General features: G+C 39.3%; 21 protein-coding genes and 1 other annotated feature. Of the genes, 14 read left to right on the top strand and 7 right to left on the bottom strand.

What is annotated here, in order from left to right; all coding sequences use genetic code 11:
- The first annotated feature begins 54 nt into the window (after positions 1–54).
- On the top strand, positions 55–906 hold the full coding sequence (locus ACIFUW_RS13065) for an SDR family oxidoreductase (RefSeq protein WP_002302693.1): 852 nt from the start codon (positions 55–57) through the stop codon (positions 904–906).
- A gap of 331 nt (positions 907–1,237) precedes the next feature.
- On the opposite strand, the gene nagE is transcribed toward ACIFUW_RS13065, so the two are convergent.
- The 3 genes from nagE to ACIFUW_RS13050 form a co-directional block, all read right to left on the bottom strand.
- Complete coding sequence (nagE, locus tag ACIFUW_RS13060) at positions 1,238–3,196, bottom strand: N-acetylglucosamine-specific PTS transporter subunit IIBC (protein ID WP_002302691.1); 1,959 nt, start codon at positions 3,194–3,196, stop codon at positions 1,238–1,240.
- Positions 3,193–4,065, bottom strand: a complete 873-nt coding sequence (locus ACIFUW_RS13055; protein WP_002287471.1) for a PRD domain-containing protein — start codon at positions 4,063–4,065, stop codon at positions 3,193–3,195. Before ACIFUW_RS13055 ends, nagE begins: the two co-directional genes overlap by 4 nt.
- 341 nt (positions 4,066–4,406) lie before the next feature.
- Complete coding sequence (locus ACIFUW_RS13050; RefSeq protein WP_002302687.1) at positions 4,407–5,279, bottom strand: LysR family transcriptional regulator; 873 nt, start codon at positions 5,277–5,279, stop codon at positions 4,407–4,409.
- 127 nt (positions 5,280–5,406) lie between these two features.
- On the opposite strand from ACIFUW_RS13050, the gene ACIFUW_RS13045 reads away from it, so the two are divergent.
- From ACIFUW_RS13045 to ACIFUW_RS13015, 7 genes are all read left to right on the top strand, one after another.
- Positions 5,407–5,976 (top strand): DapH/DapD/GlmU-related protein, encoded by a 570-nt coding sequence (locus ACIFUW_RS13045; RefSeq protein ID WP_002287468.1) that lies wholly within the window; start codon positions 5,407–5,409, stop codon positions 5,974–5,976.
- Between the two features lie 66 nt (positions 5,977–6,042).
- A complete protein-coding gene (locus tag ACIFUW_RS13040; protein ID WP_002287466.1) occupies positions 6,043–6,780 on the top strand; it encodes an SDR family oxidoreductase in 738 nt (245 codons plus the stop codon).
- 230 nt (positions 6,781–7,010) lie between these two features.
- Positions 7,011–8,279 (top strand): glycoside hydrolase family 73 protein, encoded by a 1,269-nt coding sequence (locus ACIFUW_RS13035; protein WP_002287463.1) that lies wholly within the window; start codon positions 7,011–7,013, stop codon positions 8,277–8,279.
- A gap of 486 nt (positions 8,280–8,765) precedes the next feature.
- On the top strand, positions 8,766–9,230 hold the full coding sequence (locus ACIFUW_RS13030) for a MarR family winged helix-turn-helix transcriptional regulator (protein WP_002302683.1): 465 nt from the start codon (positions 8,766–8,768) through the stop codon (positions 9,228–9,230).
- Positions 9,214–9,843 carry a nitroreductase family protein gene (locus ACIFUW_RS13025; protein ID WP_002302682.1) on the top strand — a complete coding sequence of 210 codons (630 nt, stop codon included), beginning with the start codon at positions 9,214–9,216 and terminating at the stop codon, positions 9,841–9,843. Before ACIFUW_RS13030 ends, ACIFUW_RS13025 begins: the two co-directional genes overlap by 17 nt.
- A gap of 353 nt (positions 9,844–10,196) precedes the next feature.
- Positions 10,197–11,675, top strand: coding sequence for an ABC-F type ribosomal protection protein Msr(C) (gene msr(C), locus ACIFUW_RS13020; RefSeq protein WP_002302681.1), 1,479 nt, complete (start codon positions 10,197–10,199; stop codon positions 11,673–11,675).
- Positions 11,676–11,721: 46 nt separating this feature from the next.
- On the top strand, positions 11,722–12,168 hold the full coding sequence (locus ACIFUW_RS13015; RefSeq protein WP_002287457.1) for a DUF2798 domain-containing protein: 447 nt from the start codon (positions 11,722–11,724) through the stop codon (positions 12,166–12,168).
- A gap of 198 nt (positions 12,169–12,366) precedes the next feature.
- Here the strand turns inward: ACIFUW_RS13015 and ACIFUW_RS13010 are convergent, their stop codons facing one another.
- Positions 12,367–12,882, bottom strand: a complete 516-nt coding sequence (locus ACIFUW_RS13010; RefSeq protein ID WP_002287456.1) for a PadR family transcriptional regulator — start codon at positions 12,880–12,882, stop codon at positions 12,367–12,369.
- A 116-nt stretch (positions 12,883–12,998) separates the two neighbouring features.
- On the opposite strand from ACIFUW_RS13010, the gene ACIFUW_RS13005 reads away from it, so the two are divergent.
- Positions 12,999–14,201: an MFS transporter gene (locus ACIFUW_RS13005; protein WP_002296013.1), complete on the top strand. Its 1,203-nt coding sequence runs from the start codon at positions 12,999–13,001 to the stop codon at positions 14,199–14,201.
- A 614-nt stretch (positions 14,202–14,815) separates the two neighbouring features.
- On the top strand, positions 14,816–15,142 hold the full coding sequence (locus tag ACIFUW_RS13000; RefSeq protein WP_002287453.1) for a hypothetical protein: 327 nt from the start codon (positions 14,816–14,818) through the stop codon (positions 15,140–15,142).
- 116 nt (positions 15,143–15,258) lie between these two features.
- Here ACIFUW_RS13000 and ACIFUW_RS12995 read toward each other — a convergent pair whose 3' ends face one another.
- The 3 genes from ACIFUW_RS12995 to proB form a co-directional block, all read right to left on the bottom strand.
- On the bottom strand, positions 15,259–15,603 hold the full coding sequence (locus ACIFUW_RS12995) for a hypothetical protein (protein ID WP_002287507.1): 345 nt from the start codon (positions 15,601–15,603) through the stop codon (positions 15,259–15,261).
- A 75-nt stretch (positions 15,604–15,678) separates the two neighbouring features.
- The gene (locus tag ACIFUW_RS12990; RefSeq protein ID WP_002298218.1) at positions 15,679–16,926 is read right to left on the bottom strand and encodes a glutamate-5-semialdehyde dehydrogenase; all 1,248 of its coding nucleotides are present in this window, start codon (positions 16,924–16,926) and stop codon (positions 15,679–15,681) included.
- Positions 16,923–17,729: a glutamate 5-kinase gene (proB, locus tag ACIFUW_RS12985; RefSeq protein ID WP_002287451.1), complete on the bottom strand. Its 807-nt coding sequence runs from the start codon at positions 17,727–17,729 to the stop codon at positions 16,923–16,925. The genes ACIFUW_RS12990 and proB overlap by 4 nt, the downstream gene beginning before the upstream one ends.
- A gap of 229 nt (positions 17,730–17,958) precedes the next feature.
- Here proB and ACIFUW_RS12980 point away from each other — a divergent pair, with 229 nt between their 5' ends.
- The 4 genes from ACIFUW_RS12980 to gltX all read left to right on the top strand — a co-directional run bounded on the left by ACIFUW_RS12980 (position 17,959) and on the right by gltX (position 22,740).
- On the top strand, positions 17,959–18,486 hold the full coding sequence (locus ACIFUW_RS12980) for a dUTP diphosphatase (RefSeq protein ID WP_002287450.1): 528 nt from the start codon (positions 17,959–17,961) through the stop codon (positions 18,484–18,486).
- Between the two features lie 62 nt (positions 18,487–18,548).
- The gene (gene radA / locus ACIFUW_RS12975; RefSeq protein WP_002303449.1) at positions 18,549–19,919 is read left to right on the top strand and encodes a DNA repair protein RadA; all 1,371 of its coding nucleotides are present in this window, start codon (positions 18,549–18,551) and stop codon (positions 19,917–19,919) included.
- A gap of 33 nt (positions 19,920–19,952) precedes the next feature.
- Positions 19,953–21,110 carry a PIN/TRAM domain-containing protein gene (locus tag ACIFUW_RS12970; RefSeq protein ID WP_002287448.1) on the top strand — a complete coding sequence of 386 codons (1,158 nt, stop codon included), beginning with the start codon at positions 19,953–19,955 and terminating at the stop codon, positions 21,108–21,110.
- A 169-nt stretch (positions 21,111–21,279) separates the two neighbouring features.
- Positions 21,280–22,740: a glutamate--tRNA ligase gene (gene gltX / locus ACIFUW_RS12965; RefSeq protein WP_002287447.1), complete on the top strand. Its 1,461-nt coding sequence runs from the start codon at positions 21,280–21,282 to the stop codon at positions 22,738–22,740.
- Positions 22,737–22,976 (top strand) — a binding site (T-box leader). (Overlaps the previous gene by 4 nt.)
- The last annotated feature ends 43 nt before the right edge of the window (positions 22,977–23,019 follow it).

Genomic DNA, 23,019 nt, shown 5'->3' with positions numbered 1-23,019 from the left:
TATAAATGTACAGCTGTAAATCTTAACAAATAAAAAGAATAGGGAGTGGCAAATATGCATTATTTAGTAACAGGAGCAACTGGAGGTTTTGGTGGTTATGCGCTGGAATTCTTAAAAAAGATGGTTCCACAAAATGAAATCTATGTACTAGTACGTAGTGAAGAAAAAGGAGAAGCACTGAAAGAAGCTGGATTTAATATACGTATTGGTGATTATGATGATTTAGACTCAATGAAAGAAGCGTTGAAAGGAATAGATCGATTGCTTTTTGTCTCTGGCGTTCCAGGAAATCGTCAAGCCGAACATAAGAATGTAGTGAAGGCAGCACAAGCAGCTGGGGTATCTTATATCGCTTATACAAGTTTTGCAGATGCCGATCACTCGATCAGTGTATTAGCGCCAGATCACCAATTCACTGAAAAAATGATTAAGGATTCAGGTATTTCCCATACATTTTTACGGAATAATTGGTATGTAGAGAATGAATTACCTATCATTGGGCAGGCTTTAAAAACTGGTCAATTCGTTTATGCTGCAGGAAATGGAAAAACAGGTTGGGCATTGAAACGTGAATATGCAGAAGCTGCAGCAAAAGTACTAGTAGAAAGTGACTCTCCAGAAATCTTAGAATTATCCGGCAATCTAACTGACTATGAAGAATTAGCCAAGGCATTAGAGCGTGCGACAGGTAAAAAGTTAGAAATTATTGAAGCAAGTGATGCAGCGTTTGTCGAAAATCTAAAAGAAGCCGGATTCCCTCAAGAAGCAGCTGACATGTTTTTAGCGATCCAACATGATATTAAAAAGGATCAGTTAGCTATTTCCTCTGATGATTTAGAAAAAGTATTGGGAAAACCATTAACTTCTCTTGAAGCAGCATTAAAAGAAATATTGGATCAGGAATAATGTATAAAGAGGTTGTGAAAAAGCCGATTAGTTTTGAGTATGAAGAAAAATTTTGTGAAAATGGCTTTCCACATTTTTGCATAAATTTGACTTCATACCGATAAACTGGTTTTTGAACACCGTTTATCAGAGGTTGTAAAAAAGCTGTTCTGCATCAAGTAATAAGAAGAGTCAAATAAAAAATAGCTCTTCATATGTTACGTTTGGCTGGACTTATTACCGCGGAGTTGGCAGGAGAACGCCGTTTTTATTCGGAAAAAGGAGCTGAGACAAGATTTTTGTCTCAGCTCCTGTTTGTTTATCGATAAAAAAGTCTGGGGAAGACGATGGCTCAGGCTTTGTTGGAAACAGAGCCGATTTTATCATTTGCTTTTACATCACGTGCGGGTTCGATTTCTAAGCTTTGGACTTTGTCGCCATTTGTGAATACAACGACCATATCCGTGTTTTTGCCTGCAGATTGAATAGCGGCAAGATCAACTAAAGCAATCAATTGACCTCTTGCGACTTTTTGACCTTCTTTTACATATAAAGTGAATGGTTCGCCTTTTAAGTCAACAGTGTTGATGCCCATATGAAGCAAGACTTCGATACCAGCATCTGTTTGGATTCCGACAGCATGTTTCGTTGGGAAAATGTTTGTGATCGTACCAGCGATTGGAGAGAAGATTTCTCCATTTTCTGGTAATACAGCATAGCCGTCACCCATCATTTTTTCCGCGAATACATCATCTGAAACTTCAGTGATTGGAATCAGTTTCCCATTTGCGATAGCGTAAATATCTTGTTCGATCGTTCCACCGGCAAATGTTTCTGTTTTAACCACGGTGTTTGTTTGTGCAGGTCGTGTTGCAGCACCACCATGTAGTTTTGCCATCTCATCTGCAACGAATTGTACTTCTGTACCTACGATGACTTGCGCATTTTTTCCGTCGATGATCTTCATACCAGGTACGCCAGTGGCTTTGATTTTATTTTGATCGATCAGGCCTGTATCTTTGACTTGCAAACGAAGGCGTGTAGTACAGTTATCGATAGAAGTTACATTGTCGGCTCCGCCTAATGCAGCGTAGATTTTGCTTGCTTGTGCCGCATATTTATTGTCTGAATTAGTCGTTGCAGTATCGTCATCTGAAAGATCTGCTTCCTCGCGGCCAGGAGTCATCAGATGGAATTTTTTGATAGCAAAGTTAAAGCCAAAGTAGTAAATCACTGCTGTTACTAATCCTTGGACGATCAACATCAATGGCTGATTCGCAATCGGATTTTTCAAAGATAGGAAGTAATCGACAAATCCGGCACTAAAGGCAAATCCTGCTGTCCAATGGAAGAATGCACTCACTGCTAAAGAAATCCCAGTGAAAATTGCATGCAAGACATATAATGGCCAAGCAACGAACATAAATGAGAATTCAAGTGGTTCTGTTACACCAGTAAAGAATGAAGCAAAAGCTGCTGCTAACATCAAGGAAGCTGTTTTTGCTTTGTTTTCTGGACGTGCATTTCTGTAAATAGCATATGCTCCTGCTGGAAGCCCGAACATCATGATTGGGAAAAATCCAGCTTGATACATTCCTGTTACGCCTTTTGTTCCTTCAGAAGCCAAAAATTTACCAATATCATTGATTCCTGCTACGTCAAACCAGAACACGGAGTTCATTGCTTGATGCAATCCTGTAGGGATCAGTAAACGGTTGAAGAAGCCATAAAGACCTGCACCACCCCAGCCTAAACTCAAAATGAATTTAGCAAAAGAAACTAAAGCAGAGTAAACCGGAGGCCATACGAGCAGTAGCACTGCACTGATCAGCAACATGACAAAGGCAGCCAAGATTGGCACTAGACGCTTGCCGCTAAAGAAAGATAAAGCCATCGGTAATTTTGCTTCGTGGAAACGATTATAAAGAGCTGCCGCAATCAATCCGGCAATAATACCAATAAATACGTTACTGATCTGAGCAAAAGATGGATCAACTGATTCTGGTTTGATATTCAATAAAGTAGCTACTGAATCAGTTTTTAAAACATTTACTGGAACTTCAAATGCGACCAAACCTGCCAAGGCAGCAGCACCTGATTTGTCCACTGACATCCCTAGTGCTAACCCAACGGCAAACAGCAAAGGTAATTGACCTAAAACTGCGTTACCGCCAGCTTGTAAAAAATGAGCGACAATGTCGTTACTATAAGATGCCCACCAGTTTCCGATCCCTACTAGTAAAGCAGCAGCAGGTAAGACCGCAACTGGAAGTTGAAGGGAACGTCCCATTCGTTGTAGATATGCTTTCAATTTTTTTCCTCCTCATGATTGTTAACATTTGTTTGTACGATTGCGCTTCTTAAACGCTCGATATGGATGGCCAAGTAACCCAGTTCTTCTTTCGTGATCGCGAGCTGGTATTCTTTGGTCAGCAACACACGGATTTTTTTAGAAATCTTATAGCTTTCTGGGTATTTTCGTTTGACCATTTCTACGATTTCCGTGTCTAAAACAGCATATTGTTGCGCATGGGTTCGTTGTAGAAGCAGTCGTAAATGATTCACCAGTCTTGAATAATTCAGTGAAAATGGTTCTGAATGGATATCTGTTTCCAATTCTGATTCCACTAAATGGATGATGTCAGATACAATCGTCACTTCACGGATACTGCGATGGTTATTGTTCCGACCGCTTCGTCCGCTGTGAATATGGATTGCGATATATCCTGCTTCGTCATAAGTATATGGAATCCCAAGCTCTTTTGTCAGATACTCTACTGCCCATTGAGCAATACTGAATTCATCACTGTAAAGCACTTCGATTTCTCTTAAAAGTTTGTTGCGGATGACGATACCGTTATTAATGTTCTCCGCAGAAAAAGCAATGTGGTCGGTCAAAGCGATCAATACATGTTCATTCAACTTTTCCATCAAAACAGTTTCCGCATGATCAATGATCGTTTCTGCTGCAAATAAAAAGCGTTCATCAATCTGATTAAGTAAATTTTGCAACTTGATTTGACCTTCTGGTTCCATGACAAATATCCGTTCGACATCACGATCAAAAATCAAATCATTTCTTTTTCTGTCAAATCCAATCCCTTTTCCAATAGCTACTTTTTCCTGTCCACCGTCATCTACCAATACTGCATTTTGATTAAAGATCTTTTTGATTTTCATGCGCGCACCCTTTTTGAAGATTTGGTTTTCACGTTTGCTAGACCAGTTGATTGCGGCCAAACAAAAATAGACACGAAAAACCTCCTAGGGAAACCATGTTCCTCAGAGATTTTTCATGCCTAGTATGATCTAGTCACATGAAACGAATTATTGTTAACGTAATCAATTTTATATAGACAGTTATGTTTTGTCAATTCTTTTTTTATAATTATAGTAATTTACTGGAATTATCAGAAATAAAAGGAAGGAACAAATTAAGAAACTTATGTTATTTAATCATTGGATCTTTTGCTTAACTTATTCGTTGTTAAAAAGCTGAAAGCGAAGGAAAAAAACTCTACTTAACTGTATTTCTCCGTTAGGACATCTAAAAATTTACGAGCAGCAGGAGAAAGAGGCTGGTCTTTTTTCCAAATGAGATTCAGTGAAGCTTGTAATGGCGGATCGAGTGGGATGAATACTTTTTCCGTCCCATAAGTATTGATGATCCCATCTAGAGCTAATGCACCAAAAGTCCCGTTATCGACCATCAAAGAAGCATTGTACAATAAGTTATATGTTCCGACGATCGATAACTGATCTATGCTGAAACCTAGCCATTCAGCTAGTTGACTGTCCACTGACGTTTGCCGGGAAATGATCAAAGGAACAGTTTTCAGTTCCTGCGGATGGATGACTGTTTGCTTTGCTAAAGGATGATTCCGATGTATCAAAAGTCCCCAACGATCTTGGGCTGGCAGTCGAAATGACTGGTATTTTTGTTTGTTTGTCGGTTCGATTACGAGTCCAAAATCAAGTAATCCGCTATCCAGTTTGTCTATGATATCATCTGCATTCCCGCTATATAAATGAAACTGGATATCAGGATGCGCCTTGATCAACGAATGAAGGCTATCAGAAATGAAAGAGATTGCTTTAGTTTCGCCTCCGCCAATGTAGATTTCTCCAGAGATGATTGCGTCATTTGTTAAATTGTTCGCCGTTTTTTCTACCAACGACAAGATTTCTTTTCCTTTTGAATAAAGATATCGACCAGAATCCGTCAACTGTATCTCTCGGGAGCCTCGAGTGAAAAGTGTCACACCAAGTTCTTCTTCTAAATCTTTCAGTTGTTTTGAGAGAGTAGGTTGCGTGATATGCAGAGATTTTGCTGCTCGGCTGATATTTTTTTCTCTAGCTACTGCTAAAAAATACGTCAGTATACGAATATCCATTTTTTCCCTCCTGTTTTTAAAAAAGCATACCACTAAGTATAGTTAAAAGGAATAGTTAAGTATGTTTTATAAGTATTAGACATCATAAGCCGTCCGTTATAAAGTAAGGATAAAAGGAGGGAGCAAAATGACAAGCCTCATCGAAAAACAAATCGTCAATAAAGAGATTCGAGTAACGGATCCGCTCTTTGAAGTGATCCATCAGATCCAAGCGGAAAACGAAGAGCCTTTAGCAGCGCTGAATACTGGGTACCATGAACCAGCAGATATCCGCAAACGGCTAGAAAATATCATTAGTGACAAAGTAGATGATACGGTGACTGTTCTGCTGCCTTTTTATACAGATTTCGGCAAACATATTAGTATAGGGAAAAATGTCTTTATCAATCGTCAAGTGATGTTCGTTGACTTAGGTGGCATCTGTTTAGAAGATTCAGTATTGATTGGTCCTCGTGTCAACCTCATCACGGTGAACCATCTAACCGATCCAAAAGAACGAAGAGGCTTGTCAGTAAAGCCAATCCACATCAAGAAAAATGCTTGGATCGGAGCAGGAGCAACTATTCTGCCAGGCGTAACGATTGGCGAGAATGCCATTGTTGCAGCGAATGCAACTGTTACGAAAGATGTCCCAGACAATACCATCGTTGCAGGAATCCCTGCCAAAATCGTCAAACCTGTCGAACGGATTATTTGAACAGTAAGATGAAATAAGAGATAGTGAGTATAAGCAAGAGATTTTTCAAAACAGGAGGAGAATAGAATGAATGATTTATCAGAAAAAGTGATTGTCATCATGGGCGCTTCAAGCGGAATCGGTGAAGCAACAACGAAGCTATTAGCAGAAAAAGGGGCTAAACTAGTTATAGCTGCACGCCGAGAAGATCGCCTAAAAGCAATAAAAGAATCTTTACCAGAAGCTGAGCTATATATTCAAACAGCAGATGTAAGAGATTTTGCACAAGTCCAAGCAGTTATCGATTTAGCGATGGAAAAGTTCGGTCGAATCGATGTATTGTACAATAATGCAGGAATCATGCCAACCGCTCCATTAGTTGAAGGTCACCGTGATGAATGGCAAAATATGCTTGATATCAACATCATGGGTGTGTTAAATGGAATTTCCGCCGTACTTCCAATCATGGAAAAACAAAAATCTGGGCATATCATTTCAACTGATTCTGTGGCGGGACATGTTGTTTATCCTGATTCCGCCGTTTATTGCGGAACAAAATTTGCTGTCCGTGCAATCATGGAAGGATTACGTCAAGAGCAACGGCAAAATAACATCAAATCTACGATCATCTCTCCAGGAGCTGTTCAAACTGAATTATATCAAACCATCAGCGACAAAAAGGCTGCTCTTGAACTTCATGAAGCGCAAAAAGAATGGGGATTAACATCTGAAGATATAGCTTCTGCTGTAGCATTTGCGATAGAAACGCCAGACCGGATGTCTGTCAGCAACATGATTATCCGTCCGACGACACAGGAAGTATAATCCATAACGGATAATATCCAGAGAGAATTACTTGTTAAATAGTTATTCAAACGACCATCAATTTAAGGCGTGAATGGAGAAGAATATTCTTCATTTACGTCTTTTTATGCAGAAAAAGCAAATTTATTAAAAAGAAACAAATGTTATTTAAATATGGACATTGACTTGCTTTTACTTTTTTAGTTACACTGTTATTTAGGAAAAGTTTCATAATTCAAAGGAGAAAAAAGATGAAAGCAAAGAATTTATTATTTAGCGTTATTCTTTTAGGAAATCTAGCAGTTGCCAACACAACAGTGCTAGCTGAAGAATCGACAGAAACTGTCGCAACTCAGACATCGAGTTCTTCAGAAACAGGAATTGAAAACGATACAGAAAGTACTTTGCAGTCAGCTACTGTCTCAGAAAATACAATTTCAACCGAAGAACCAACAACTGAAACAACAGAACAAACACAAACCGAAGACAGTACATCAGCAGAAGCTCAGAACAATCCAGAGAATGCAGAAGAAATCACGAACCAATTGACAGATGGGCAAACATTGACACATACCCATCAAGCAGATTTGTCTGAATTCGAAAACTATACTGGCTATGCTTTTTATGCTCGCTCATCTGCTAATTCTCAACAAGCGTTCATTGATAGTATTGCCTCAACTGCACAAAGTTTGGCAAGTGCCAATGACTTATATGCATCAGTCATGATTGCTCAAGCCATCGTTGAAAGTGGCTGGGGGAACAGTACTTTGGCTTCTGCCCCTAATTACAATCTATTTGGGATTAAAGGAAGCTATAATGGCCAATCTGTTACGATGCCTACTTCGGAATATGTGAATGGGCAATGGATTACGGTGAATGCCGCTTTTAGAAAATATCCTTCGTACAAAGAATCATTGCAAGATAACGTAACGGTATTGAAGACGACTTCTTTTCAGCCAGGCGTTTACTACTATTCCGGTGCATGGAAAAGCAATACGAACTCTTACAAAGATGCTACGGCTTGGCTAACAGGTCGTTATGCCACTGCGCCTAATTATGGTTCTACATTGAACAATGTAATCGAAACCTATAATCTGACACAGTATGATACAGCACCAACTTCAACTTCTCCGATGTATCGTCTGTATAACCGTCATACAGGAGAACATTTATATACATTGAATGCCGGAGAAAAAAATTATCTGCCAACTGTAGGCTGGGAATATGAAGGGATTGCTTGGCAAGCACCAAACAGCGGACAACCTGTCTACCGTTTATACAATCCTTACAGTGGAGACCATCATTACACAATGGCACAATCTGAGATCAACTCTTTAACAAAAATCGGTTGGCGTTATGAAGGTCTAAGTTTTTATTCTGGTGGTTCCAAGCCAATTTATCGACTATTTAATCCAAATGAAAAAACTGGTACCCATCACTATACCTTGAGTGCTAAGGAAAGAGATTGGCTAACACCGATGGGCTGGAGATATGAAGGAATAGGATTTTATGGTTATTAAAAAGAGGTAGTGAAAAAGCTGCCCTGCATCAAGTAGTAAGAACAGCCAAACAAAAACAGATTTTCATGTTTTTTGTTTGGTTGAACTTATTACCGCAGATGCAAGTTTTTGAACACCGTTTACTCAAAAAAGGTTGTGACAACATCTTGTCATAACTTTTTTATTACTGTTTAAGCATACTGATCCAATTTCTAATATTCGACGGGATTCTTGCAAAAGGCGATTTCGGAAATTTTTGGCGGTGTAAAATTATCTACTGCAGAAGAGCTATCTTCTATAGTTTGATAAGAATCAATAATCTTGGTTTTAGCGTTGTGCTTTCTTTATCATTTTTTCCGTTCATTCTACAAAAAATTTCTTTTCTCTATACTTTTCTATTGAGAGCGTTTTTTTTATTACACAGCTGATTCTTTGACTTTTTTCTTTTTTTATTCTATTATTGACAAGTCAATCGTTGACGAGTCAATTATTAGAAAGGAGGAAATTATGTCTTTAGAAGAGATTAGTCACCTTTTATATCAAATCAAATTAGCCGATCAAAAAATCGTCCAGATCTTTGAAGAAAATATCGGTATAAGTCTTACTAGATACGAGATCATGATGAGACTGAAAGAAGAAAATCCATTGCTACAAAGCAGTTTGCAAGAAAAGTTGCAGATTGATCAAGGAGCAGTTACTCGTCATCTGAAGGTATTGGAAGCAAATGGCTATGTTTCGCGTCAGAGAAATCCTCAGAACAACCGGGAAGTGTATGTAGCGCTAACAGAAAAAGCCCAGAAGAAAATCAAGCATTGTGAAATGGACCATAAAGATACAGGTTCCGTGCTATCCCCGGCTTTCAGCGATGTAGAAATGAAACAATTTCTAACACTTTTAGATAAATTGAATACCCAACTTTGCAATATAACAACAGAAACGAAAGAGGTTAATAATAATGGAACAAAAAAATGATTTTTCAACAATTATGACTGGTAGAAGATCCGTTCGCGTATATGATGAAACATACAAAATCCCACACGAAGAAATGCTGGAAATGATCAAAGAAGCGACGACTGCACCTTCTTCTGTCAATATGAAACCATGGCGCTTTGTGGTCGCTGAAAGCGAGGAAGCAAAAGAAATCTTGCGTCCTTTGATCCGTTTCAATACGAGACAAAATGATACTTCTTCTGCAATGGTCATGATTTTTGGCGATATGCAATGTTACGAATATGGCGAAGAAATCTACAACCAAGCTTACGAATCAGGGAAGATGCCAAAAGAAGTCAGAGATCAACAATTAGCTGCGATCATTCCTTATTACAAGAGTTTTTCAAGAGAAGAAATGAACGATGTAGTCAAAGTCGATTCTAGCTTAGCGGCTATGCAATTCATGTTAGTTGCGCGTGATCATGGCTATGAAACAAATCCAATTGGTGGATTCGAAGCAGATCAGTTGGCAGAGGCATTTGGTTTGGATAAAGACCGTTATGTTCCAGTTATTATTTTATCAATAGGAAAAGCGGTAGAAGAAGGTTACGAGTCTGTTCGTTTAGCACCAGAAAAGATCACTATGTTCGAATAAAAGGTTTTCAGTTACTATTCAGTAGCTATTGCTTTTTTTGAATCGTGTGTGGTAACCTAATAAAAAAGGAGGTCGGAAAAATGACTGCATCGATGAAATTACGTTTCGAACTTTTGAATAACAACTAAATAAATTCAAAAGACATGTATAAACAACAATTTCATGGATGGAGTATGTCCATTTTTTCGAACGACAGTAGAATAGGTGAAAGCTATGACAGATTTGGTGATTTAGTCATAGTTATTTCGTTCAGAGTAGGAAAAGATGTGATGCAGTTTTTTTGCAAACAGATTTTTCTGCTCTTTTTTAGTATCGATAATTGTTGTTTTACATGAAATAGGAGTGTAAAACATATGGAAAATTTAGCAGTAAATATAACAAATCTACAAGTCAGCTTTGGCAACCAGCTAGAACTATCTATTGATTCTCTTCGTGTCTATCAGCAAGATCGTATAGGGATCATAGGAGAAAATGGTGTCGGTAAATCGACTTTGCTCAAACTAATAGCCGGTGAACTTTTTCCCGATCATGGGAAAATCCAAACAGAGATCACCTTCAACTACCTGCCTCAATTAACCTATCTCGCTGAAGCAAAGGACCTAAATTTGGAATTAGCCAGTCATTTCCAGTTAAGACTGGAAGAAACTTCAGAGCGGAAATGGAGCGGAGGGGAAGAACGAAAGATCGAGTTGATACGTCTTCTTTCTTCTTATGAACAAGGGATGCTTCTAGACGAGCCAACAACCCATCTAGATAGAAAAAGTATTGATCGACTGATTGAAGAGCTTCGTTATTATTATGGTACGCTGGTTTTTGTTAGTCATGATCGCTATTTTCTAGATGAGCTAGCATCGAAAATCTGGGAAGTAAAAGACGGAGAAATCCGAGAGTTTTCGGGGAATTATAGTGCCTATCTCACTCAAAAGGAATTGGAGAAAAAGACTCAGCTACGAGAAGCAGAGTCGATCATGAAAGAGAAAAAACGATTGGAAAAATCGATCCAAGAAAAGAAAAAACAAGCGGAAAAGTTGGAAAAAGTGTCCAGTAAAAAGAAAAAGCAACAAATCAGACTGGATCGGTTGTCTTCCTCTAAACAAAAAGACAGTGTACAAAAAGCCATCCAAAAGAATGCGAAAACATTAGAGAGAAGACTCCAAAAAATAGGAGAAACAACCAAGCCGCAGCAGATGAAACAAATCCGTTTTCCAGTACCAAAATCTCTTGAACTCCACAGCCGCTATCCCATCATGGGACAAAATGTCCAATTGGAAAGAAGTGGGAGAACATTACTGGTAAATGGTGATTTTCAGTTTTCTTTAGGTAAAAAAATCGCGATTGTCGGTGAAAATGGTTCAGGTAAGACAACCTTATTAGAACATATCCGCAAACAAGGAGAAGGAATCCTTCTCTCTCCGAAAGTAAGCTTTCAAGTATATCAGCAAAAGGGTTATCAAATGACATCTGAAGAATCCATCATTCGTTTTGTCATGAGACAAACAGAGTTTTCAGAATCGCTTGTCCGTAGTTTGCTGAATCACTTAGGGTTTGCTCAGGAAACTTTGACGAAACCGTTATGTACATTAAGTGGGGGAGAAGCGACCCGTCTGACGATTGCTTTGCTTTTTACTAAGCCAAGTAATGTGTTGCTGTTAGATGAACCGACTAATTTTATTGATATGGCAACGATCGAAGCTTTAGAGAAGCTAATGCAAATATATCCGGGAACGATTTTGTTTACTTCTCATGATTCTTACTTTGTCGAGCGTACGGCTGATGAAGTTTATGAAATAAAAGGGCAGAAAATAAAAAAAGTACTTACGAGAAATTTTTAAATGTGCTACGATGATTTTCGTGACAAATTTAAAGGAGTGGTACAGATTGCCTACAAATAAAAAAGAAGGAATAATTTTTACAACAATGATGTGTTTTTTGATGGTCTTGGGGATGAGCGCGTATAATTTATGGCTGCATCAAGATCTTCATTTATCAAGTTTGTTGATTGGTCTAGTGCCTGGATTCGTGGTGGCTTTCATTTTGGATGTCTTCATCATCGGTGTGCTGGCGAAAAAAATTGCCTTTAAACTACCAGTAAATCCAGAAAGCAAGGTCCAAATGATCTTAACTATTTCATGCTTGATGGTTTTAGGAATGGTGACATGTATGTCTTTATTCGGTGTGATCATGGAACAAGGAATACCTGATCAATTATTCTCTGCTTATATGAATGCTTGGAAAATGAATGTGATTGCCGCTTTACCGTTGCAGTTGATCATCGTTGGCCCGCTTTCAAGAAGTGTGCTAAAAGCAATTCAAAGTAATGAATGATGGAACACTGTTATTTGAAAAAAGGCCTTGGCATGCTTTTTGTCATAGTCTCTTGAATGCAGTTCTAGAAAAATAGTGATCCGAACGATAGGTTTTGGCCTGTCGTTCGGATCGCTTTTTCTTTTCCAACTGTATTGCTCTTTTATTGAAGATAATTTGCTCTTCAATAGATATTTCTAGAAAGGTTCTGTTTATCCCTTACTCAAAAAACTGCTGCATTTGTTCTCTTACTTGCTGACACCATTGGAGTTCCTGCTGACAAAGCATAATTCTGCGCTGGATCACAACATAACGTCCAAATTCTTGTTTCTTGTCTAGCGAGAGGTCATTCAATTTTTTTTGATTTTTTTGCATGATTTTGTTCAGCTGTTGTTCTCTAGTGAATAGCAGTCCAGTAGCTGTTGTTTTATCGAGCGTCGAAAAAGCATAGATTTTTGCTAGAAATTCATCTTTTTGCGTAGGAGCGGGAGTTTCCTCTTTGATCCATTCCTCTACAAGAGCACGTCCTTCATCAGTCAAGTGGTAGATCTTTTTTTGAGAGTGCTCGTCTTTGTCCAAAACGGTCACATAACCCTGCTGGTCTAACTTGGCAAGCGTTGTATAGATCTGACTGTGATGGGCTTCCCAAAAAATTGTGATCAGCTGCTTCAATTCATACCCAGAACGTGGTTTGGATAAAAGCACGCATAATAATATATAGGCTAAAGTATTCATAAAAATCCTACCTCTCGTCTTATTTTCTTTATTATATCACAGTAAAGTTTCCACGTTTTACATGTGCATATTGACATGTAAAATAAATCATGTATGATGCTAATAGAGAGAAAGGGATGGAAATATTGGAGAATCAAATAGATATACAAGAACAAACAAATGAAGAAACAAAGGGGAAAAGTTCAGCGCTAGTTGTAGCAGCTACCTGTATGATCGCTTTTATGGGAGTGGGTCTAGTAGACCCAATCTTAAAAACGATTGCTGCACAGTTAAACGCTACGCCAGCTGAAACGACCCTGTTATTTACTAGTTACATGTTAGTCACTGGTGTGGTGATGCTATTTACAGGTTTCTTATCTAGTCGGATCGGTTTGAAAAAAACATTGATGACAGGATTGTTTATCATCGTTGTATTCGCTGGTCTTGGCGGATTATCTGGGAATATCGGAATGCTGATTGGGTTACGTGCCGGCTGGGGTGTCGGGAATGCTTTATTTGTCTCTACTGCTTTAGCAACGATCGTCAGTATTTTAGTTGGTAACACAGAAAAAGCAATCATGATGTATGAAGCAGCACTTGGCTGCGGAATGGCTGTTGGCCCTCTAGTCGGTGGGGTCTTGGGCAGTGGTTCATGGCGTTATCCATTTTTTGGGGTAGCATTTTTGATGTTTTGCGGTTTTATAGCCCTAGCGGTACTTTTACCTGAAACTGAGAAACCAAAGAGAAAAGTAGGCCTTTGGGAAGGTGTCAAAGCGTTAAGCAATCATAAACTTCGTTCAGTTGGACTAATCGCATTGTTATATAATTTCGGATTCTTTACTTTACTTGCGTATGCGCCATTTTTATTGATTGGCTATTCTGAATTAGAAGTCGGTTTTGTATTTTTTGGCTGGGGTGTGCTTCTGGCTATTGCTTCGATTTTCGTTGCACCGGCTCTTGAGCGGAAGTTTACGACTTATCGGACAATTTTAGCAGCATTTGTCTTATTCATTATTTGTTTGCTGTTATTAGGAGCTGGAACTTCTATGCCAGTCCTTGTACCGATCAGCATTGTGTTAGCAGGATTTTTCCAAGGAATTATCAATACACTGTTGACGACGATTGCTATGGAAATACCAGGTCTGCAACGAAACGTTGCTTCGTCCAGCTATAGTTTTGTCCGCTTTTTCGGTGGAGCTTTAGCACCATTTATTGCAGGTGTGATTGGTGAACATATTGGTGAAAGCTATGCGTTTTATTTTGCAGGTGCCATTGTTCTTATCAGTGTATGTTGTATCATTTATCACCGTAATTATTTTGCTACAAATGAAGAAGAATAAGAAATCAGAGGTTGTGAAAAAGCTGTCCTGCATCAAGTCATAAGAACAGCCAAACAAAAATAGCTTCTCATATTTTTCGTTTGGTTGGGCTTATTACCGCAGATGCAAGCTTTTGAACACCGTTTATCAGGAGGTTGTAAAATCAGCGTTTTGTCCTGAGTATTAGAGAAACAAACGGAAAAATAGTTCCTCATATTTTGCCGTTTTTTGAGCTAATACCGAAGGACAGCTGATTGAACACCGTTTAACAGAGGTTGTAAAATCAGCGTTTTATCCTAAGTATTAGAGAAACAAAACGGAAAAATAGCTTCTCATATTTTACCGTTTTTTGAGCTAATACCGAGGGTCAGCTGATTGAACGCCGTTTACCAAGAGGTTGTGAGACTGTCGTTTAACTCTGAATCACAAGGAACAATTTCAAAAAACAGTTTCTCATGTTTGTTGAATATTGTGACTTATGATTGAGGAGTTGGCAGAAGAACACCATTTATTCGGAAAAAGGGGATGTGACACGATTTTTGTCACATTCCCTTTTTTTCTCAAAATAATGAAACTGGAAAATTTTCAGTAGGTAAGCTAAAATTCATTTAAGAAAAAGAATGGGGGGATAATAGATGCTGGAAGAATATTTTCAGGAAGTCGGGTTGACACTCGTTGAATTACCCATTGAATTTTCAGATGATCGGTTGATTTATCGTGGCTATATCAAAGAATTGCCAATAATCAATGCGGAAGGTGAAACTAGAAAAGCGATGCAGCAAAAAATAGCTGGTATGTATCAGGTGTATCGGGAACAGCTACTGGCTGAATCAGCGGAAGAAGAAAAAGAAAAAACGATGAACTTGTCCATGGATGAGCTGCTTCGTTATTATGATGGCGAAACATTTGACGGATTTTCGCTTCTTAACGAAGAGGAAACAGATTTACCAGGCAGCTGGTAGGCGAACGCCGTTTATATGGAAAAAGAGGCTGTGACAAAATCTTTGTCACAGCCTCTAAAAAGTCCGGCAGTTTTTTGCCGATCTTCAAGGCACTCTACTTATCGTACGGATATTTTTTAGCGGAAAGTCCGATTCAAGTGGTTTTTATTCAGCTGATATTTATAAGATAAGTGAAAAATCCCAGCAATCAGTAGCGTAATCGTATAAGCGATTGAATGATCGAAAAAAGAATAGTAATTGATTGTCGCTAATAAGCATAATGCAACCATGTAACTAATGTGCAAGCGTGTAACCAGCCCTTTTTGCCCGATTTTGTCAAAATACTGCGACCATTTTTCCCGTTGACTCCCTATGCTTCGTTTTTTGAATTGAAAGAAAAGGGATAAAATACCGACTCCCAGAAAAGCAGCGATATTCAGAGAAATAAGGTAAATAAAAAAAATCATTAAAATTTCAAACATATTGACACCTTTCTAGTTGGATAGAACCTTTACAGAAAAAAGGCAAAAGGCGGGAATAATGTTTCACACGAAACATTATTCGCGGATTTGTCCATCGCCATAAATGATATATTTTGTGGAAGTTAATTCATTTAACCCCATTGGACCACGGGCATGCAACTTTTGAGTAGAGATACCAATCTCTGCACCAAAACCAAATACCGATCCGTCTGTAAAACGAGTGGAGGCATTGACATAGACAGCCGCCGCGTCCACTTCATTTAAGAAACGTTGACTAGCCGCATAACTATCTGTCACGATCGTTTCTGAATGTTTAGTATTATGCCGATTGATATGTGCAATTGCTTCATCCAAAGAATCGACCACTTTGACAGCAAGGATATAATCTAGATATTCAGTATCCCAATCTGTGTCTTCTGCTAAAGCAGCCGTCTCTAGATATTCTAACGCACGAGCATCCGCACGTAAAGAGACCCCGTGTTCTACCAGTTCTTTTTCAATAGCTGGCAAGAAAAAAGGTGCGATCTCAGAATGGATCAGCAATGTTTCTGCCGCGTTACAGACAGATGGACGGGAAGCTTTTGCATTGACGATGATGTTCACTGCCATAGATAACTGTGCTTCTTTATCGATATATACGTGATTATTTCCTGTACCTGTTTCAATGATAGGTACCGTTGCCTGTTCTTTGACTCGTTGGATTAATTTTGCTCCGCCTCGAGGAATCAGCACATCTAAGTATTCTGTCAATCGCATCAACTGTCCTGCAGTTTCATGAGAAGTATCATCGACAAACTGGATGGCATAAGGAGATTCGCCAGCACTGACCAGTACTTGCTGCAATAATTGGACTAATAATTGATTCGAGAAGAATGCTTCTTTGCCACCGCGAAGGATAACGGCATTCCCTGATTTGAATGCTAGACTAGCTGCATCTGTCGTGACATTTGGACGAGATTCGTAAATGATGCCGATCACGCCTAGTGGCACGCGCTTTTTGCCGATTCTCAATCCGTCGGTGTTCGTCCACATCTCATCTACTTTTCCAATAGGATCGTCTAACGAAGCAATTTTTTCGATCTCTGTAGCCATGGCATTGATTCGCTCAGGTGTCAGCTGCAAGCGGTCTTGCATCGTTTCACTGATATTGTTTTCGACTGCTTTTTCTAAGTCTTTATGATTTGCTTCAATGATCGCTTGTTGATTCTTTTTGATGGTTTGTGCCATTTGAACAAGTAGCTCATTTTTGCGGTTTGTAGGCATAAGTGCTAGTTGTTGCGCGCTATCTTTTGCCTGTTGTCCTAATTGCATCAAGTCAGTCATTTCAAGTCCTCCTTAAATAAAGTACCTACTTCTTTTCCTGCAAGAATATCAAAAATAATTGCCGGATTTTTTCCATTTGCTAAAATCATTGCGCTGTTTGCTTCAAATATCCTAGAAGCGGCTTTTAATTTACTCTGCATACCGCCTGTTCCAAATGTGCTACCAGCACCACCTGCTTGTGCCAGAATCTTTTCATCGATTTTATCGATATAGCGATACATCTGAGCCTCGGGATTTGTAGTCGGATTATCTGAATAAAACCCGTCGATATCAGAAAGGACGATCAAAAGGTCTGCCGCGACAAGTTTTGCCATGATGGCTGACAGCTGATCATTATCGCCAAATTTTGTCAGATGATCTAATTCATCCACTGCTACAGTATCGTTTTCGTTCACGATAGGGATCGTGTCCATAATCAAAAGCTGTTCCAATGTATTCCTCACATTTTTACGACTTTCAGGATAATCTACCACGTCTCTTGTCACGAGGATCTGTGCCGTCTGTTGATTATATACACTGAATCTTTGATTATAGATATTCATCAGTTCGGCTTGACCAACAGCCGCCGCAGCTTGCTGTTCAGGAATCAAAGTCGGACGTTCTGACAAATGTAATTTATGCATACCAACGCCTACAGCTCCTGATGAGACTAAGATCACTTCCTTTCCCCGATTTCTAAGATCAGAAAGGACAAAAGCTAACTGATCGATTGCCGCAAGATTGATATTTCCATTGGGATAAATCAATGTACTTGTTCCTACTTTGACAATAATTCGTTTTGCATTTTTAATTTCTTTACGCATGTGACACCTCAATCAAATATCCACTCATTAATTTCGTTCTATTCTACTTGTTTTGACGAGTAAAGTCATGTAAAAAATAGTTTTTTTGTACAACTTGCAGTCGTTTGGAAAAAGAACGAATTAATGGTTTACTTTAAGATAGCAGAATTTCTTGAAGAATTTGTAAAGAAAGTCTTTTACAGCCTCGGATATGTTAGAATAGGAGTAGTTTATTTAGGGAGGAAAACCGGTGAGAAAAAGAGGATTTGAAGTTATTTCTAAATATAAAGATCAAAATATCAATCTACCGCAGCGCGCTACACATCATGCTGCTGGCTATGATTTTGAAGCAGCAGAAGAGGTCGTGATTCCAAGTATCTGGAAAGCAGGCTGGAAAAAGGGGTTGGAAACAGTCGCAGATGGATTGAAAAAAGATGTATCAGAAAATGAAAAACAATTGAAACCAACCCTCGTGCCTACTGGAATCAAAGCTTACATGGGAGAAGATGAATTTTTGCAGCTTGCTAACCGTTCAAGCAATCCGTTGAAGCGGTTTTTAGTGTTGACAAACGGAGTAGGTGTGATTGACAGTGATTATTACAATAATGAGGCAAATGAAGGCCATATCATGTTCCAATTCACCAACTTTGGTTTCAAGGATGTAGTGATCAAAAAAGGCGAGCGTATCGGCCAAGGGATCTTTTTGCCGTTTTTAAAAGCAGATCAAGATCAAACGACTGCTCAACGTCAAGGCGGATTTGGTTCTTCCAGTAAATAAAACGTTAAAGATACTTAAGCTTGATTTAATGTCTCATGATTAGGATAAAAGGAGGCGGTACAATGGCAAAAAAATCAAAAGTACAATTTGTTTGCCAAAATTGCGGGTATGTGTCGCCTAAGTTCTTGGGACGCTGCCCAAATTGCGGAAAATGGAATACGATGGTCGAAGAAATCGAACAAGATACAACGGACCGCAGAACTCGGACAAGTTTGACAGGAGAAAAAGCAAAACCAACAAAAATCGCAGACGTCGTCCCTAAAAAAGAACCTCGGATCAAAACAAAATTAGAAGAACTGAACCGTGTGTTAGGCGGAGGTGTGGTGCCAGGGTCTATGGTCTTGATTGGTGGCGATCCAGGTATCGGGAAATCCACTTTGCTGTTACAAGTTTCTCAGCAATTAGCAGCCATAGGCGGAAAAGTCTTATATGTATCCGGCGAAGAAAGCGCAGAGCAGATAAAATTACGCGCGGAACGCCTCGGAAGTATCAACACAGAATTTTATCTATACGCTGAAACAGATATGAACGAAATCAGTCGTGCCATCGAACATATCTCCCCTGATTATGTTATCATTGATTCCATCCAAACGATGACGCAGCCAGACATCACAAGTGTGGCAGGAAGTGTCAGCCAAGTAAGAGAAACCACTGCAGAACTACTCAAAACCGCTAAAACAAATGGGATAGCCATTTTTATCGTCGGTCATGTTACCAAAGAAGGCTCGATCGCCGGCCCAAGAATGTTAGAACATATGGTGGATACGGTGTTATATTTTGAAGGTGAACAACATCATAGTTTTCGGATTTTGCGAGCAGTAAAAAACCGATTTGGCTCAACGAATGAGATTGGGATTTTTGAAATGCATGAGCATGGATTGGAAGAAGTCGCTAATCCTTCACAGATTTTCTTAGAAGAACGCCTAGACGGTGCAACTGGCTCTGCTATCGTTGTGGCAATGGAAGGGACACGTCCAATTTTGGTAGAGATCCAAGCATTAGTCACACCTACTATGTTCGGAAATGCCAAACGAACAACAACAGGTCTTGATTTCAATCGGGTATCTCTGATCATGGCAGTGCTGGAAAAAAGAGCTGGGTTGCTTCTTCAGAATCAAGATGCTTACTTAAAAGCTGCAGGTGGGGTAAAATTAAATGAACCAGCGATTGATTTAGCTATCGCTGTCAGTATTGCTTCAAGCTATAAAGAAAAAGGAACACAGCCAACGGAATGTTTCATCGGTGAAATTGGACTGACTGGAGAAATCAGACGTGTCAGTCATATTGAACAACGAGTCAAAGAAGTCCAAAAACTCGGCTTCACAAAAGTATACCTACCTAAAAACAACTTAGGTAACTGGGAAGCGCCAAAAGGAATCGAGATAGTTGGAGTAGCAACTTTGGCTGAAACGTTGAAGCGTGTGTTCCGCTAACTAATAAATGATTGTCGAAACGGAGGAAAAACGATGCAAAAACGTGTCATTACTTTGCTGATGATCATTGTCGGCGCAAGCTTGGGTATTTCATTTTTACCCTCAGCTTGGCAGGCAATCGGTCAACAGTCAAACGGATGGCTGAATAATACATTTACCAACAGCCTGTTAGGCGCACTTATTTTCTTTTTATTATCTTTGCTGTTGGCCAAACATATCTCAGCTATTATCAAACAAGTAGAACAAAAACTAAGTGAGGTCAGCTTGACTTATCTTCTCTTCGGTGCGATCGGTGCGATCATCGGATTGACTTTAGGTGTTGTGATCTCGACCCCTCTTTACAATATGGAAATTCCATTCGTCAATAGTGTATTGCCGATTTTACTGATGATCATCTTAGGCTATCTGGGATTGAGAATGGGAACGACACGAATCGAAGAATGGAAGAAAGTTTTTGGTTCACGAAGCAAAAAAATCGAGCAAGAAACAGCTAGTCAAGTTGAGAGTCAACTGTTAGAACGAAAATCAGGAGAAAATTTCCATAAATATAAAATCTTGGATACAAGCGTGATCATTGACGGTCGGATTTATGATATTACAAAGACTGGATTCTTAGAAGGAACCTTGATGATCCCTAATTTTGTTCTTTACGAACTACAATACATCGCGGACTCAGGGGATAGTTTGAAACGTGTGCGTGGTCGTCGCGGATTAGATATCCTAAATGCCTTGCAAAAAGAAGAGGGTATATCTGTCGAAATGTACGATGGAGACTTTGAAGATATCAGTGAAGTAGACAGCAAATTGATCAAATTGGCTAAGCTTTTAGATGGTGTCATTGTAACCAATGACTATAACTTGAATAAAGTCTCTGAATTCCAAAATGTACCTGTTCTTAATATCAATGCGTTGGCAAATGCCGTAAAACCAGTCGTCATCCCTGGTGAAACGATGAATGTTCTAGTAGTAAAAGCCGGGACAGAACGCCAACAAGGAGTAGCCTACCTTGATGACGGCACGATGGTTGTCGTAGAAGATGGACAGCATTACATGAATGAACGTATCGAAGTCGTTGTAACAAGTGCCCTTCAAACAGCTGCTGGACGCATGATCTTTGCTAAACCTGCACATGCAGGACGAGGAATCGACAATAAAAAAGAGACAGAGAAAAAGACTAAACAATCAAAATAAAAAAGAAATTCAGCCAACTGGTAAGGAAATTCAACCAGTTGGCTTTACTATTTACCTTAGAAAAGGTAAAATTTGTGCTGAGTGGCTTTAAATAAATGATATTTGAGAAGCCGTAACTGACGGAATTTTTGCTGTTAGTCAAAGTCTAGTTTGAAAGAAGAGGAAGAAAATGACGAAAGTACGCGTACGCTATGCACCAAGTCCAACTGGGCACCTGCATATTGGAAATGCAAGAACTGCATTATTCAATTATTTGTTTGCCCGCCACAATGATGGAGACTTTATTATTCGTATTGAGGATACTGACCAAAAACGTAATATCGAAGATGGCGAAAAAAGCCAGTTGGAAAACCTTGCTTGGTTGGGAATGAATTGGGATGAATCTCCTGAAAATCCTGGAGAATACGGCCCTTACCGTCAATCTGAACGTAAAGAAATCTATCAACCGCTGATTGATCAGCTGCTTGCTAGCAATCGAGCATACAAATGCTATTGCACAGAAGAAGAATTAGAAGCAGAACGGGAAGCACAACGCGCAAGAGGAGAAATGCCTCATTACGCAGGAACATGTGCGAACTTGACACCTGAAGAACAAGCAGAAAAAGAAGCACAAGGTCTAGAATCTGTTGTACGTTTCCGTGTGCCTCGCAATACAGAATACGCATTTACAGATATGGTGAAAGGCGCTATTTCGTTCGAATCCGATAATATCGGTGGCGACTTTGTCATCCAAAAACGCGATGGTATGCCAACTTATAATTTTGCTGTTGCGGTCGATGATCATTTGATGAAAATCACTCACGTTTTACGTGGAGATGACCATATTGCCAATACACCAAAACAACTGATGATCTATGAAGCATTTGGCTGGACACCACCAACCTTCGGACATATGACATTGATCATCAACAGTGAAACAGGTAAAAAACTAAGCAAACGTGACGAATCAATCTTGCAATTTATCGAACAATATCGCGAATTAGGCTATCTACCAGATGCAATGTTCAACTTTATTGCATTATTGGGCTGGTCACCTGTGGGCGAAGACGAAATCTTCGAACACCAAGAATTGATCAAAATGTTCGATCCAAAACGCCTAAGTAAATCACCCGCAGCTTTCGATGCGAAAAAACTGCAATGGGTAAACAACCATTACATCAAAGCAATGGATCTAGATGCATTTACTGACATGTGTCTGCCTTATCTAATCGCTGATGGACGTGTAGCAGAAAACCCAGATGAAAAGACAATCGAATGGGTGAAGAAGATCGTTAGCCTGTATCAACCTCAAATGAGCTATGCTGCAGAAATCGTTGATCTGTCTACGCTATTTTTCAATGAACATCCTGTATTGAATGAAGCAGCAAAAGAAGTACTTGCTGGTGAAACAGTTCCTACTGTTCTCCACGCATTCAAAGCACAGCTAGAACAAATGGAAGTAGTAGATGCTCCAACTGTCAAAGCTGCCATCAAAGCTGTTCAAAAAGAAACTGGCGTAAAAGGAAAAAATCTTTTCATGCCAATCCGTGTAGCTGTATCAGGACAAATGCATGGTCCAGAATTGCCTGAAACGATCGAATTGCTTGGTCGTGAAAAATCATTAGCACATTTAAATCAAGTACTGAACTAAACACGATGAACAGAAAAAAGTAAGCAGCTGATCATTACAAGAGAGATACCGGGTGGTGCAAGGTATCAATGAATGGTTGCCGAAATGCCTCTGGGAGTGGTCTTGGCGAAACACAGAAAACAGGAAAAACTGTTTTATAGGAAACAAAGTAGCCAAGAACGTATAACAGGCGTTAGCTGTCAGAGATAATCATTGATTATGAAGAAAAGTGGAACCACGCGGAAAGCGTCTTTTGATAAGGAAACTTATTTAAAAGGCGCTTCTTTTCTTTATAAGAAG

The organism is Enterococcus sp. PLH-Efm8 (assembly GCF_053011625.1).
Note: the sequence above shows the minus strand (reverse complement) of the source record. Positions and strands in the feature narration are given on the sequence as shown.